This is a genomic window from Metabacillus sp. KUDC1714 (assembly GCF_014217835.1).
GTDB classification, from domain to species: Bacteria; Bacillota; Bacilli; order Bacillales; family Bacillaceae; genus Metabacillus; species Metabacillus rhizosphaerae.
Genome location: NZ_CP055263.1, coordinates 5692724 through 5707648, shown reverse-complemented (window position 1 = coordinate 5707648; position 14925 = coordinate 5692724). Strand labels below are relative to the sequence as shown.

General features: G+C 34.2%; 15 protein-coding genes and 1 riboswitch. Of the genes, 13 read left to right on the top strand and 2 right to left on the bottom strand.

The annotated features are described in order from the left end of the window. The first annotated feature begins 125 nt into the window (after window positions 1-125). Window positions 126-263, top strand: a riboswitch (FMN riboswitch). Between the two features lie 163 nt (window positions 264-426). Continuing rightward, on the top strand, window positions 427-1017 hold the full coding sequence (locus HUW50_RS26495) for an ECF transporter S component (protein WP_066330022.1): 591 nt from the start codon (window positions 427-429) through the stop codon (window positions 1015-1017). Window positions 1018-1055: 38 nt separating this feature from the next. Here the strand turns inward: HUW50_RS26495 and HUW50_RS26490 are convergent, their stop codons facing one another. Then, window positions 1056-1304 carry a ferredoxin gene (locus HUW50_RS26490; RefSeq protein WP_066330021.1) on the bottom strand — a complete coding sequence of 83 codons (249 nt, stop codon included), beginning with the start codon at window positions 1302-1304 and terminating at the stop codon, window positions 1056-1058. 274 nt (window positions 1305-1578) lie between these two features. Here HUW50_RS26490 and HUW50_RS26485 point away from each other — a divergent pair, with 274 nt between their 5' ends. From HUW50_RS26485 to HUW50_RS26440, 10 genes are all read left to right on the top strand, one after another. Then, window positions 1579-2634, top strand: coding sequence for a YpbB family protein (locus HUW50_RS26485; protein ID WP_185653539.1), 1056 nt, complete (start codon window positions 1579-1581; stop codon window positions 2632-2634). Next, window positions 2631-4130 carry a RecQ family ATP-dependent DNA helicase gene (locus HUW50_RS26480; RefSeq protein WP_185653538.1) on the top strand — a complete coding sequence of 500 codons (1500 nt, stop codon included), beginning with the start codon at window positions 2631-2633 and terminating at the stop codon, window positions 4128-4130. Before HUW50_RS26485 ends, HUW50_RS26480 begins: the two co-directional genes overlap by 4 nt. A gap of 3 nt (window positions 4131-4133) precedes the next feature. Beyond that, window positions 4134-4730 (top strand): CPBP family intramembrane glutamic endopeptidase, encoded by a 597-nt coding sequence (locus HUW50_RS26475; protein ID WP_260445628.1) that lies wholly within the window; start codon window positions 4134-4136, stop codon window positions 4728-4730. After that, window positions 4727-5425 carry a LysM peptidoglycan-binding domain-containing protein gene (locus HUW50_RS26470; RefSeq protein WP_066330007.1) on the top strand — a complete coding sequence of 233 codons (699 nt, stop codon included), beginning with the start codon at window positions 4727-4729 and terminating at the stop codon, window positions 5423-5425. The genes HUW50_RS26475 and HUW50_RS26470 overlap by 4 nt, the downstream gene beginning before the upstream one ends. 96 nt (window positions 5426-5521) lie before the next feature. Next, entirely contained in the window at window positions 5522-5989 is a 468-nt protein-coding gene (locus tag HUW50_RS26465) for a DUF2663 family protein (RefSeq protein WP_185653537.1), read from the top strand. Between the two features lie 184 nt (window positions 5990-6173). Continuing rightward, window positions 6174-6968 (top strand): metallophosphoesterase, encoded by a 795-nt coding sequence (locus HUW50_RS26460; protein ID WP_260445627.1) that lies wholly within the window; start codon window positions 6174-6176, stop codon window positions 6966-6968. A 135-nt stretch (window positions 6969-7103) separates the two neighbouring features. After that, on the top strand, window positions 7104-8015 hold the full coding sequence (locus HUW50_RS26455) for a MerR family transcriptional regulator (protein WP_185653536.1): 912 nt from the start codon (window positions 7104-7106) through the stop codon (window positions 8013-8015). Window positions 8016-8141: 126 nt separating this feature from the next. Beyond that, window positions 8142-8747 (top strand): genetic competence negative regulator, encoded by a 606-nt coding sequence (locus HUW50_RS26450; protein ID WP_066330003.1) that lies wholly within the window; start codon window positions 8142-8144, stop codon window positions 8745-8747. A gap of 331 nt (window positions 8748-9078) precedes the next feature. Beyond that, a complete protein-coding gene (locus HUW50_RS26445; protein WP_066330001.1) occupies window positions 9079-10350 on the top strand; it encodes a Glu/Leu/Phe/Val family dehydrogenase in 1272 nt (423 codons plus the stop codon). A gap of 203 nt (window positions 10351-10553) precedes the next feature. After that, the gene (locus HUW50_RS26440) at window positions 10554-11516 is read left to right on the top strand and encodes a YpdA family putative bacillithiol disulfide reductase (protein WP_066329999.1); all 963 of its coding nucleotides are present in this window, start codon (window positions 10554-10556) and stop codon (window positions 11514-11516) included. 68 nt (window positions 11517-11584) lie between these two features. Here the strand turns inward: HUW50_RS26440 and HUW50_RS26435 are convergent, their stop codons facing one another. Then, entirely contained in the window at window positions 11585-12553 is a 969-nt protein-coding gene (locus HUW50_RS26435; protein ID WP_185653535.1) for an asparaginase, read from the bottom strand. A gap of 235 nt (window positions 12554-12788) precedes the next feature. Between HUW50_RS26435 and prsW the strand changes: the two genes are divergently transcribed. Both prsW and sleB read left to right on the top strand, forming a co-directional pair. Further along, a complete protein-coding gene (gene prsW, locus HUW50_RS26430; RefSeq protein WP_066329991.1) occupies window positions 12789-13451 on the top strand; it encodes a glutamic-type intramembrane protease PrsW in 663 nt (220 codons plus the stop codon). Window positions 13452-13640: 189 nt separating this feature from the next. After that, window positions 13641-14921, top strand: coding sequence for a spore cortex-lytic enzyme (gene sleB, locus HUW50_RS26425; protein ID WP_185653534.1), 1281 nt, complete (start codon window positions 13641-13643; stop codon window positions 14919-14921). The last annotated feature ends 4 nt before the right edge of the window (window positions 14922-14925 follow it).

The window sequence follows — 14925 nt, the reverse complement described above, 5'->3', positions numbered from 1 at the left end:
ACGAAAGCGTATTCTTTATCCTTAGTGGTATCTTATCTCCGAGTTCTAGAGTAGAGAATACTTATTTCTATACAAAATTCGGTTAAAGTTATATACTACTAAAGAGTTAAAAACTAAATAAAATGATCAATCTTCGGGGCAGGGTGAGATTCCCGACCGGCGGTGATGGAAATAATTTTTCAAAGTCCGCGAGCCTTTATTATTGGGCAGGATCTGGTGTGAATCCAGAACCGACAGTATAGTCTGGATGAGAGAAGATGGAGGTTCAAACGTTTAAAATTTACGTTTTTTAAACGTTTATTTAGACTTGTGAAATTGCCCCTGATGTTATTGTTGTTCTTTATAAGACAATGATAATACAGGGGCTTGTTTTATGTAGTCTAAGAACTTTCTCTTTTTCAAGTGCGATCAGAAAAGGAGAGAAAAATGATGCAACAAAGTAAAGTTAGAAAACATGTAACAGTAGGAATGCTAAGCAGTATAGCATACTTGCTCATGATGCTTGATTTCCCATTTCCGGGTTTTCCAAGCTTTTTACAGATTGATTTTAGTGATGTACCTGCATTAATTGCAGCGATTGTTTTTGGACCAGCAGCAGGACTAATGGTAGAAGCCATAAAAAATATTCTTCACTATCTCATTCAGGGAAGTGCGACAGGTGTTCCTGTAGGTGAAATATCAAACTTTATTGCTGGCTCATTATTTATTTTACCGTCAGCGTATCTGTTTAGACGATTTAAAAATCTGAAAGGTCTACTCGTTGGGCTTGCAATTGGTACATTGTTAATGACTGTTATTATGAGCATATTAAATTATTTTGTCATCATGCCTGCATATACATTATTTTTAAATATGCCTGCGATGACTTCAGAAGCGACAAGACAGCTAGTTGTTGCGGCAATTTTACCATTCAACCTTATAAAAGGATTAATAGTCACACTGCTGATAATCGCTATAATGTCGAAAATGAGAACTTGGTTAACAAACCAATTAATAATAAATTATAAGCAAGTATAACAAAAACCCTCTGCAACTTAGCAGAGGGTTTTAATTTACTATTCAAATTTTAACGCGTCACCATCGAATTTTTCGTCAGCGATCTTGATAGAATCGGTTGGGCAGCCTTCAAAAGCATCCATCATATCCTCTTCAAGTACCTCTGGAACTTCGACAATACCTTGGTTATCGTCTAAGGTAACAAATGCGATACCTTCGTCGTCATAATCATAAATGTCTGGTGCTGCAGCGCCACAAGCACCACATGCGATGCAAGTGTCTTTGTCTACGATAGTATATTTTGCCATATAAAACAAACCTCCTGAAATAATTAATACCATATCATCATATGGTAGAACTTAAAAGTTGAGAAATTCTTTTTCACTTATATCAACAGCTAATCATGTTCCTAATTAGTATTGTAAATCTGTTTTTTGGACATTTCAATAAAAAACTCTATTGATAATCCTTTTCACATCTAAAGTAGTCAATAAAATATGCTTATTTTGTAAACGAATGTCCAAAAATTTGTTAAAATAAACAGTGTAGCTCGAATATTGTCAAACATTGTAGGGTGATATAATGAAACAAGGTTATTTTCAATTTGTACTGCTAAATTGTGTTAAACATTTTAATGGAGAAAGATCTCTCTCCGCTATATATCATTTGCTTAATGGGAAAAAATCTTCACAAACAATTCAAGATGGCAAACTTTTTAACCTATCACATATGTTCAGTCTTTTTCCTAGGCTTTCACGGCAACAGTTAAATGATGCATGTGAACAAATATGGAAAGCTGGACTAATTGAACTATTAACAAGTCAGCATTATGCATTAACTGAAAAAGGTCATTTCATTTTGGTTGAAAATCAAAAAGTTAAGCCAATTCCATCTGCTTTAAATGGTTGGGAATATGGGGATATTGCTAGGGTTTTTTGGAGAAGACTTTCTTTACTTGTACAGGTTTTATCTAATAGTGTGTATGAAAGAAATCATTACTTGCCATTAACTAAAAATCAAGAGGATCTGCAATGGGTTAAAAAATTTTTAAGAGAAAATTCAAAATCGGATCTTATAAACTTATTGTACGAAGAATTAAAGCAACTGCTTCTTTTACAATCGAACAAAGAAGCAACAATTTTTATTCAAAGACTAACCTCAAGTCAAAGAGTAGGACTAACATTTGAGCAAATAGCGTTAAAGCATAAAGATGACCCTATATATATTTACTTGCAATTTTGGAATATCGTTCATTCGATTATTCAGCAGCAACAAGTAATTGGACATAAACATTTAGTATTAAAGGAGATCATTAAAGATAAGCAACAAAAAAATACGCTTACTGCTTCAACTGCAATAACACGCTCCTATTTGTTAAAAGGAATCAGTCTATCGGAAATTGCAGTTATTCGTAGGCTAAAGGAGAGCACGATAGAGGATCATATCGTAGAAATCACGCTACATGATAATACTTATACGCCAGATCCTTATTTATCGAAAGAGGATATCAAACGAATTACTGCTGCAATTGAGGTCCTTAAAACATATCAGTTGAAAAAAGTAAAAGAATATTTAAATCATCAATTCAGTTACTTTCAAATAAGACTAGTCTTTGCAATGAATGGGAGGAACGAATGAACCAGCAATTAGGTATTGTGTTGAAATCTTACTTTCATCTTGAACATTTTCGAACAGGGCAAAAGGAAATAATTGAAGCGGTCTTAAATGGGAAGGATGTTGTAGCGATGCTTCCTACTGGAGGAGGCAAGTCACTATGTTACCAGCTTCCTGGATACCTGTTAAATGGCCCAATTTTAATTGTTTCACCTTTGTTATCTTTAATGGAGGACCAAGTTGAGCAAATTAAACTAAGAGGCGAGAAGAGCGTCATTGCATTAAATAGCACTATTCCCTTTAATAAAAGGAAGATGTATTTACAATCTATTAACAAATATCGATATATTTATGCTTCTCCAGAAATCCTTCAATATGAATATGTACAAAATGCATTAATGAAAGCGAAAATCTCATTGTTCGTTGTAGATGAAGCCCATTGTATCTCACAGTGGGGGCATGATTTCAGGCCAGACTATTCTAAATTAGGGGAGATTAGAAAAAAACTGGGGCAGCCTCCTTGCTTAGCTTTAACAGCAACAGGAACAAGTGAGGTACTGGAGGACATCCAAAAAATTCTTCAATTTCGTTCAGGAAATAAAGCTTTCATCTATTCAATTGATCGTCCAAATATTGCGTTAACAGTAGAAAAACATAAAACAATTGATGAAAAAATAACTCGAATCCTTCATTTAGTTCGTTCATTAAAAGGTCCTGGGGTCATTTATTGTTCAAGTAGATTGTGGGCAGAACGACTCGCCCAAATTCTTATTGAATCAGGTGCAAATGGTATTGGTTATTATCATGGTGGAATGGATCAAGAGCAGCGAATTCTCATTCAGCAGCAATTTTTATATGATCAACTAAAAGTTGTATGCTGTACAAATGCATTTGGAATGGGAATTAATAAGCAAAATATCCGGTATGTTATCCATTTTCATTTCCCCGCTCAATTAGAATCTTATATGCAGGAGATTGGAAGAGCTGGTAGAGATAGGTCCCCAAGTCTTGCAATTACGATGTTAACAGATGCTGATTATGAAGTACCTAAATCATTGGTGGAATCCGAATTTCCGACTTATGATAAACTTTATCGAACGATTTATTTTTTGCAGGCAAATAATAATGAACCAGTCTCTTTCGAAAAGATAAATGAACAGTGTGGATTAACAGAAATTCAATGGCGATATATAGAAAATCACTTAATGGGTTTAAATAATCTGAAACTCAAGCCGGAGAGTCTTATTTCTCACATTTGGTCTGAGATTGAAAACAGGATTATGATTAAACAGGAAAAATTACGTAAGATGACAAATTGGCTTTCAACTGAGGGATGTAGAAGGAAAAAGCTATTAGCTTATTTCAATGAGGAATATACTAATCCTGATATCCGGAATTGTTGTGACAGCTGTGGAGTTGACTATACGATCTATGAGGGTAATGATGAGAGTATAGATCAAGTATTAGAAGTGGAATGGGAAGAAGAATTAAAGATGATTTTTCGTAAGGCGAGTGATTAATTTTTGTTGAAAAAGCAAAATGAACTAATTAAACAACTAACAGATAAACAAATTGTTCAAAATTTATACTTTACACAATTTTTACTACTTTTCATTGCTATTGCATTAGGGTTCTTTTTATTTGATCAGATTGAGCAATATCTTGATTTGTGGGTAATCAAAAATTATTTATTTGTCATATATGGCATAGGTTTAGCATTAATTGTTATCATTGTAGATTTTATAATAATGAAAGTAGCGCCATCTCGTTTAACTGATGATGGTGGTATTAATGAAAAAATTTTCGAAAAAAGATCTATTCCACATATATTTGTTTTGACTGCGTTAATTGCGATTTCTGAGGAAATTTTATTTCGTGGTGTGTTACAAACACATTTTGGAATATGGACTGCAAGTCTAATATTTGCTATTTTGCATTTTCGTTATTTGTCAAAATGGCTCTTATTTACAATGGTCGTTACAATTAGTTTTCTGTTAGGTATTGTATATGAAATGACTGAAACTTTATATACAACAATTATTGCTCATTTTTTAATTGATTTAGTGTTTGCAATTCAAATTAGGTTGCAATTTATCAAAAGGGGTGAAAGAAACAAATGAGTGAATATGATAAACGCCCTGACCAAGCGGAATATTTACGTGAAAAAATGATTGATGATTATAAAGAAATACATGGAGATTATCCACCACGTGGTGAAGTTCATAAAGATAAGCAAAAAAAGAAAAATCCAAAAATGAAATATCCATTAATAAGTATTCTAACCGTGTTTTTCATTTTGGTTTTAATCGCACTACCAATTTATTTATACTTCGGTAGCAATGGAGATCAGTCTGTAACTAGCAAAAATTCCTCAGGGAACGAAACGGTTTATATTGCTAGAGGAGAAGAATCAGAAGAGGAACAGGATAGCGTGGGTATAGAATTGGATAGCGATTCATCTGAGGAGGAAGTAGAAGCTGAGCCTGTAGATGGAAATGAAACCAATGATAATGATAGTGGAACAACTAGCGCTACCGAGGCCGATTCAACTGAAAAGGATTACTCAAACCAGAAAAATCAAGATAATACAGATAGTGCTACGGAAAAACCTACAAATGATTCAGATACCGTTCAATCTGATGAGACCGACTATACTGAAATAAAAACACACAAAGTTGCTGCCGATGAGACTCTTTTTAAAATTGCGATTAAGTATTATAAGAGTCGTTCCGGAGAAGAGATTATTCGTCAATATAATGGGATAGAGGCAAATAATATTTATGAGGGGCAAATTTTGAAAATACCTATAAAATAGCTATTCTTTGTTAGTTTTTTTAAAAGGAACCTATTCATATATATGTGGACGACTTCATACAATGTAGTAACAATAAGAACCGTTGTATGAGAGGAAGTGGTTAATATAGAAACGAGGATTCAACTGCTGAATGGTCATACTGACGAACCAACAAAGAAAATGCTTCATCATCTAGTTGAGCGCAAAAAAAAGCTTGAAACATATAAAAATAAATGCTTTCAGGCACAATTCATCACCTTTATCTTATTAATGGGATTTATTGTCTACTTATATGCATTTATTATCAAACCTACAGGTGGTCAACTGGAGGTGATATTTCATACATTGTTTGATGGTACTTATCACATATTGGTTGTCTTACTAATCGTGGGTGGGTATGCAACAGCACAGTTTTATAAAAAGAAAGAAGAAAAAGCTGAAACGGAATATCATAATCTAAGATGTGAAGTAATAAGAAAAAGCACAGAATTATGGCCACAACCTATACAATGGGAAAAACGCCATGAAGTTTTTTCAATGATGAAGAATGAATTTGATATAAATTTGTTTCATGAAAGTAAATGAAATGGTTCAAAAGTATCTAGAAAAAAGATAGACAGTCAGATTTTACAACTCATAAGCCTACCCCTTCTTTTCATAAAGTAGAATGGAAGGGTTTTTTCGTTCACTGTTATTTTATGTTATAATCCATCTTTACAATCATTCAATGATTAATATTTATCTCTTTTATTGTATACAGAATGCTGAGGTGTTTTCCTTGCTAATAAAAATCATTTTTGTCTTTTGTTTCATACTTTTTGCATTAATTATAATCATGCTGTTCAAAGCGAAGGAAAATCGTTTAACAAAACATACGCTTTTATTTGATGAATTTCCAAAAAGTTTCGACACATTCAGGATATTTTTTATTTCTGATATTCATAGAAGAACCATTTCTAAAAAAATGTTAGAAATGGTTCCGGATTCAATTAATCTTGTTGTGATAGGTGGAGATTTAACTGAAGCAGGTGTACCTTTTCAGAAAGTTGAGAAAAATTTAAATGTATTAAAAAAGATTGCGCCAATTTATTTTGTATTGGGCAATAACGATTATGAAGTAGGAAAAGACAAGCTTGAATACCTTTTAACAAAACATGGTGTTACGATACTAAATAATTCGTCTGCCACCATAACTTCAAACACTGGTGAAAAACTGATTTTGTTAGGAGTAGAGGATATGAGTGAGGACAGAGATAGACTTGATATAACATTGGATCATTTACCAGAAGGTGACTTTAGACTATTAATTAGTCATAACCCAGATATTTATCACAAGTTAAAGAAGGCAGACAACATATCATTAATCTTAAGTGGGCATACACATGGTGGTCAAATCCGTATATTTGGTTTAGGATTATATGAAAAGGGGAAACTTCACAATCTAAAAAAGGCTTCACTTTTAATTAGTAATGGATACGGAACATCAGGGATTCCACTTAGACTAGGTGCTCCTGCTGAAGCACATTTTATCCAATTGAAGCATACTAGTTTACATAATGAATAGGACAATTTATTGATATGATAGAATAGACCATGCTTACATACAGCATGGTCTATTCTATAGCTTGACTTAATTTTACATGTGGTAAAGGATTCGATATAATTTTATAAAGGGTTTTCACTTTTTGGGGGATTTACTATGTCTAAGCAAGAAGGCAAGTATAATATAAAAGCTGTTACTACTCTACTCGGTATCCAAGCGGGTACTCTAAGAGCATGGGAACGGCGCTATAAAATGATCGCACCTAAACGAAACGAGTCAGGTCATCGTTTATATACTGAAGAGCACATTAGTACGTTAAAATGGTTAATTGATAAAGTGAATAAAGGGTTTACGATAAGTCAGGCTGTCAATTTGTTAGAGAATAGTCTAGCACCATTACATCACGATATTGAGATTGGGACTAGAGTAGAGGAAGCAGATCTATCTGTGGAACTCATGGACAAGCTCCTTCAATCACTTCTGAATTTCGATGAAAACCAAGCTAATGAACGTTTAAATAAGGCTTTTAGTCTATATACTGTTGATAAAGTTGTTATCGAAATGCTAGGGGAATTACTCGTGAAAATTGACGATCAAATAAGAGAAGGCAACATAACAACTCCTCAAAAACAATTTGCTTTTTCGTTTTTACGGTCGCGCATCGGGATGATTTTGCATACACTACCAGGAATTGGATTGTTGCCTAAGGTAGTTGCTGTCTGTGGTCCAGAAGAATCATATGAACTAGGATTGCTAACCTTTACTGTGTTTTTGCGGATTATGGGATTTGAAGTAATATACATAGGAGCGTGTCTTGTAGATGATGATTTCGAAATTGTCCTAGAAAAAGTCAAACCAAGGTTTCTGTTTTTATCATGTGATTCAGACGGAAATGCGAAAAAAACCTTGGATCTTGTTGAAACTCTTTCTTCAAAATATAAGCAATTACAAATTGGTTTATACGGAAAAGCTTTTAGTAAAACAATGAATGCTCAGTATGATAAACATCTGTTAGGTCAAAGTAAACAACAATGGGAAAAATGGTTGAAGGAAAAATTAGGGCATTAAAATCAAGATTTTAAACTTGTCTTAATTATGTACAGAGTGTAAACTGTTAAAAAATATTAGAACCATCTCATATAAAAATCATATTATGATTGTATATAGAGCGTTCTGACGGCAGGAGGGTATGGGATGCGGCTAGAGCGACTGAACTATGATAAGATAAAAATTTTCTTAACAACAGATGATTTGAAAGACAGAGGACTAACGAAAGAAGATCTCTGGAAAGACTCTTTAAAAGTTCATCAATTATTTAGGGATATGATGAATGAAGCAAGCGTGGAATTGGGCTTTGAGGCGCATGGACCTATAGCTGTCGAAGTGTATTCACTTCATGCTCAAGGGATGGTTGTTATTGTCACAAATAGTCAAGAAAACGACGAGATTGATGATGATTTTTCTGATGATTATATAGAAATGCAAGTTAAATTAGATGAAAGCTTTGACGTTATCTATGAATATGAATCATTTGAAGATATCATTCAACTTTCAAATTGTCTATATCAGCAAAATGTTTTTGAAGGTATGATCATATTTTTTCAAGAACGTTATTACTTACTCTTAAGTGACGATCAGCAAATTGAACTTGATGACTTAGTCTCGATATTAGCTGAATATGGAAGTCCTTCGACCTTAACCGTCCATAGATTAAAAGAATACGGTAAAATCATAATGGAAGATAATGCGATTCAACAAATCTATTATCATTTTTGGAATAAGAGCAAAGAACAAAAATGAAAAAATCCTCTTTAAGGATTGCGTCGATAAAGGCTTCTTAGTGAATTATTTCAAACTATTAAAAAACGACATATAAAAAAATATGTCGTTTTTTTCGTTTTTAAAGTAGTGTGGAAAAGATATAATAAGTTACTGAATTCTAGTTATAATAAACTAAATGGTCAAAATCTACATACGTTAATCTAGTTAATATTGAAATCGTTTACGCAATGAAATGAAAATCTTATAATTATGATTTTTCTTCTTTGCATAAACATTTTTAAAGTGTATACTAATGTCTGAAAGGTGGACATTCTTTCATTTACTGATAAGATTTAGGAGGTTAGCTTAAATGGTAGCCGAGAAAAACACCGGTGCTAAAAATGATAAACTTGATGTGTTGAAATCCACACAAACGGTGATACATAATGCTCTTGAAAAACTAGGGTATCCTGAAGAAGTATACGAATTATTAAAAGAACCAATTAGATTGATGACAGTAAAAATTCCCGTTCGCATGGATGATGGTTCAGTCAAAATCTTTACTGGCTATCGTGCACAACATAATGATGCAGTCGGTCCAACAAAAGGTGGAATTAGATTTCATCCAAATGTAACAGAAAAAGAAGTGAAAGCTCTTTCCATATGGATGAGTTTGAAATGTGGAATTGTTGATCTTCCATATGGTGGAGGTAAGGGTGGAATTGTTTGTGATCCAAGAGATATGTCGTTTAGAGAACTAGAGAGATTAAGTCGTGGCTATGTTCGTGCGATTAGTCAGATTGTAGGTCCGACTAAAGATATTCCTGCTCCTGATGTTTTTACTAATTCTCAAATTATGGCTTGGATGATGGATGAATACAGCCGAATTGATGAATTTAACTCTCCTGGATTTATAACTGGAAAGCCTTTAGTCTTAGGTGGTTCACATGGACGTGAATCTGCAACGGCAAAAGGAGTTACAATCTGTATTCGTGAAGCAGCAAAGAAGAAGGGTATAAAGCTTGAGGGTGCGAGAGTTGTTGTACAAGGCTTTGGTAACGCTGGAAGTTTCCTTTCGAAATTCATGCATGATGCTGGAGCGAAAATAGTTGGGATTTCTGATGCTTATGGTGGACTACATGATCCTAATGGTTTAGATATTGATTATTTACTTGATCGTCGTGATAGCTTTGGTACAGTAACAAAGCTGTTTAATGATACAATTACAAATAAAGAATTACTTGAACTTGATTGTGATATTCTTGTACCAGCAGCAATCGAGAATCAGATAACTGAAGAAAATGCTGGGAATATTAGAGCAAGCATTGTTGTAGAGGCTGCAAATGGGCCAACAACATTGGAAGGGACTAGAATCCTTTCTGAACGTGGTATTCTTTTAGTCCCAGACGTTTTAGCAAGTGCTGGTGGCGTAACAGTTTCTTATTTTGAGTGGGTTCAAAATAACCAGGGCTACTATTGGACTGAAGAAGAAGTGGAAGAAAAGCTAGAAACTGTAATGGTGAAATCGTTTAATAATATTTATGATACAAGCCAAAATCGAAGAGTTGACATGCGCTTAGCTGCCTATATGGTTGGTGTGAGAAAAATGGCAGAGGCTTCTAGATTCAGAGGCTGGATCTAAGGTTTTCTATTTGCAACAGATTGAAAAATCTCCTATCATGTTTGATAGGAGATTTTTTTTGTAGGCTCTATTTAAGCTCACTGTTGATTTTTGCACTTTGTTGATTGGATCGGAAATTTTACTTAGAGGTAATTTCTTAGCTTAAGGAGTTTCATAATATATAAAAATTAAAATAATTATAAATAATACAGGAGTGGGGAATTGTGATTAAGGAAGATACTATAATTGTCGGTGGGGGCCCTTGTGGTCTATCTGCTGCGATCGCTTTAGAACAAACAGAGAAAAAGCCTCTAGTGATTGAAAAAGGAAATATTGTAAATGCTATTTACAATTATCCTACACATCAAACGTTTTTTAGTTCAAGTGAGAAACTTGAAATAGGTGATGTCCCATTTATTACAGAAAATCGAAAGCCATTTCGAAACCAGGCATTAGCCTATTATCGGGAAGTGGTACGTAGAAAAGAGATTCGCATTCATTCGTTTGAAACCGTCGAAAGTGTTGAAAAAAAGGGTAAATACTTTATCGTTTATACCGATAAAGAGGTTTATGAAGCAAAAAATATCATAATTGCGACAGGCTATTATGACCATCCCAATTATATGAATATCCCTGGTGAGGATTTACCGAAGGTATTTCATTATTTTAAAGAAGGACATCCCTATTTTAATAAAGATGTTGTTGTTATTGGTGGGAAAAATTCAAGTGTTGATGCGGCTTTAGAGCTAGTAAAAGCAGGTGCAAGGGTTACTGTGCTATATCGAGGAAATGAATATTCGCCTAGTATTAAGCCGTGGATTTTACCAGAATTCGAAGCACTTGTTCGAAATGGTACAATTACGATGGAATTTCAAGCGAATGTTACTGAAATAAGTGAACATTCATTAAAATTTCAAGTCAATGGACAAACAAAAGAAATAAAAAATGATTTTGTTTTTGCTATGACAGGCTATCATCCCGACCATCAGTTTTTAACAAAAATGGGTGTATCGATCGATCGAGAGACTGGTAGGCCAACCTATAATTCTGAAACGATGGAAACTAATATTGAAGGTATTTTTATTGCTGGTGTTATTGCAGCAGGAAATAATGCAAACGAAATATTTATTGAAAATGGACGTTTTCATGGTCAACTTATCTACAGTGCAATTCAACAAAGAAACTAAGAGAAAAAGTGAGAGATGCATGTTGCGCACCTCTCACTTTTGCAATATTCACCATTTTAACCGACGATTTATATCGAAAATATCTTTTCTAGTTCTTTACGATCAGTTGTTGTTTCTAATGCGATCATCAGCTTTAGTCTAGCCTTTTGACCATTTAAACCATTGCTAAAAATCATTCCGAGTTCCCTCAGGTGTCTGCCTCCGCCTTCATAACCGTAAATATCTTGAACAATACCATTAAAGCAGCGGGATACAAGAACTATTGGTACACCTTTATTTAATAAATTTTTCAAGCTAGGAAGGAGCATTGGTGGTAAATTTCCTTGTCCTAATGCCTCAATAACCAGCCCATCAAGTTGTAACAGGTCAATTGCATGGAAAAGAGAATCATCCATTCCAGCAAAAGCTTTAAGTAAAAGTACGTTTTTATCAAGATTAGCAACATGTAATGGTTTGTTGATTACTGGTTTGTGGTGGAAAAACACACCACCCTTATTTACAATTCCAATTGGGCCGTATTGTGGACTTTGGAAGGTTGCAACATTGCTAGTGTGTGTTTTTGTTACATTTTTTGCTGTGTGTATTTCATCATTCATAACGACAAGAACACCCATATTCTTAGCGTTTTCGGATATTGCAACCTTTAATGAAGATAAAAGATTGTACAACCCATCAGATCCTAATTCATTACTTGATCTCATCGCTCCAGTTAAAACAATTGGAATAGGTAATGATAATGTCACATCAAGAAAAAATGCAGTTTCTTCTAGTGTATCTGTGCCGTGCGTAATAACAACTCCATCGAGATTATGATTCTTTCTATTTTCTTCAATATAATTTTTAATTTGCAGCATGTTAATTGGCGTAATATGTGGTGATGGTAAATGGAATAGCTCTGTTGATATTATATTAATATCAGGAACTTCTTTAATATGATCGACGAGAGGATTTTTTTCACCAGGCTTTACTTCACCAGTCTTTTCATCTTCTTTCATAGAAATTGTCCCGCCTGTATGAATTAATAGTATATTTTTCATCGTTGAATCCTCCATGTATGTGCTAGAATAAATGTTCTGTTTAAATGACGTTTAGTCATTTTCAATTTTACGATAACATGATACGATTAAAAAAGTGAATCGTCTATAGAAAATTCGTTTTTAATCCTATTTATTATTACTTATACATAAATCATTTCGATATGTATATATTTGATTTAAGGTTTATTAATGCTAGTTTAATCGAAAGATTTTCATTTAGAAAAGAGGCCTGTGAATGATTGCGATTATTTCTGCGGGCATCGCCCCAGGTCTTGCTTTATTATGCTATTTTTATTTGAAAGATCAATACGAATCTGAGCCTATTTATATGGTGCTACGTTCGTTTATTTTCGGGGCACTGCTTGTTTTTCCAATTATGTTTATTCAATATGTTTTAGAAACTGAATCAGTTTTTCCATCTAAAATCCTATATACGTTTGTTGCAGTTGGGTTTCTTGAAGAATTTTTTAAATGGTTCATCTTGTTCTTTACAATCTATCAGCACGTCCATTTCAATGAACATTATGATGGGATCGTATATGGTGTATCTGTCTCACTAGGATTTGCTACATTAGAAAATATCGTCTATTTATTTGCGAATGGAGTTGAGTACGCCTTTGGTCGGGCAATTTTACCTGTTTCAAGTCACGCCTTATTTGGTGTCTTAATGGGTTATTATTTAGGAAAAGGTAAATTCTCAATTGGTGATAATCGAACAAAGTGGATTTTGTTTTCTTGCATAATCCCAATCTTACTACATTCTATGTATGATTCTATTTTATTAAGCTATATGAATTGGCGCTATATCATGCTTCCGTTTATGCTATTTCTATGGTGGTTCGCGTTACATAAAGCTAAAAAAGCAAGAGTGAAGATAATTGATTCTAAGCTGCCCTAGTGCAGCTTTTTTTGTCGTTATTTTATTAACTTTCCAACCGATTTTCATCCATAAAACTAAATCAAGTATTAATTGTTCATAATGCCATGAATTGTTTAAATTGGTTGTCACATAATTTAGTATGAATAAAATACCAAAGACTACAAAAAATACGTTTAAGCATTTACATCTACTTGAGGAGGCAGCAACATGAAAAACATGCGCATAATGTTGATGGTAGCAGTAGTAACTTTTACATCCGTCACATTTCAATTTTTTTCAATACATGTCCCAGAGGCACATGCTTTTTCAGAACAAACTATTCAAAGAGGTGCAACGGGTAGTGATGTTATTGAATTGCAGTCAAGACTTCAATATAACGGGTATTACCATGGAACTATTGATGGAGTTTATGGATGGAGTACGTATTGGGCAGTACGAAATTTTCAGCATATGTTTGGTTTAGATGAAGTTGATGGCCTAGTTGGTCAAAAAACGAAGGATATGCTAAGAAATTCTACCAAGTTCTATAAAGATTTTGTTTATAAACAAATTAATGAAGGGAAAAAATTCACACACTATGGTGGGGTCCCATTAGCTCAACAGACTGCGCCTAGTGAACAACAGATACAAAAGGCAAGACAAATAGCAGAACAAAGAAAACAACAGCGTGAGCAAAAATACAAAGCACAAGCAAAAGAACAGCAAGCCCAGCAGAATCAGCAAGCCCAGCAAAAACAGCAAGAACAACAAAAACAGCAAGCTCAACAGAATCAGCAAGAACAACAAAAACAGCAAGCTCAACAGAATCAGCAAGAACAACAAAAACAGCAAGCTCAACAGAATCAGCAAGCACAACAAAAACAGCAAGCTCAACAGAATCAGCAAGCACAACAAAAGCAGCAAGCTCAGCAGAATCAGCAAGAACAACAAAAACAGCAAGCTCAACAGAATCAGCAAGCACAACAAAAGCAGCAAGCTCAGCAGAATCAGCAAGAACAACAAAAACAGCAAGCACAACAGAATCAGCAAGCACAGCAAAAGCAACAGGCACAACAGAATCAGGAAGCACAAAATAAAGCAACTCAAAACAAAGAACAAAAGGAGTCAACTGCAGTTAATTTACCAGGTGGTTATTCACAAAATGATATTCAATTAATGTCAAATGCGGTATATGGGGAGTCCAGGGGTGAACCGTACATCGGACAGGTAGCAGTTGCAGCTGTTATTTTAAATCGTGTTAACAGTGCTACATTCCCTAATACAGTAGCAGGTGTTATCTTTGAGCCTCGAGCTTTTACTGCAGTCGCAGATGGGCAAATTTGGCTCACACCTAATGAACAAGCTAAGAAGGCTGTGTTAGATGCAATTAATGGGTTTGATCCAACTGAAGGAGCCATTTATTATTTTAACCCTGATACAGCAACTAGTTCATGGATTTGGGGCAGACCACAAATTAAACGGATTGGAAAGCATATTTTCTGTGAATAGAAAG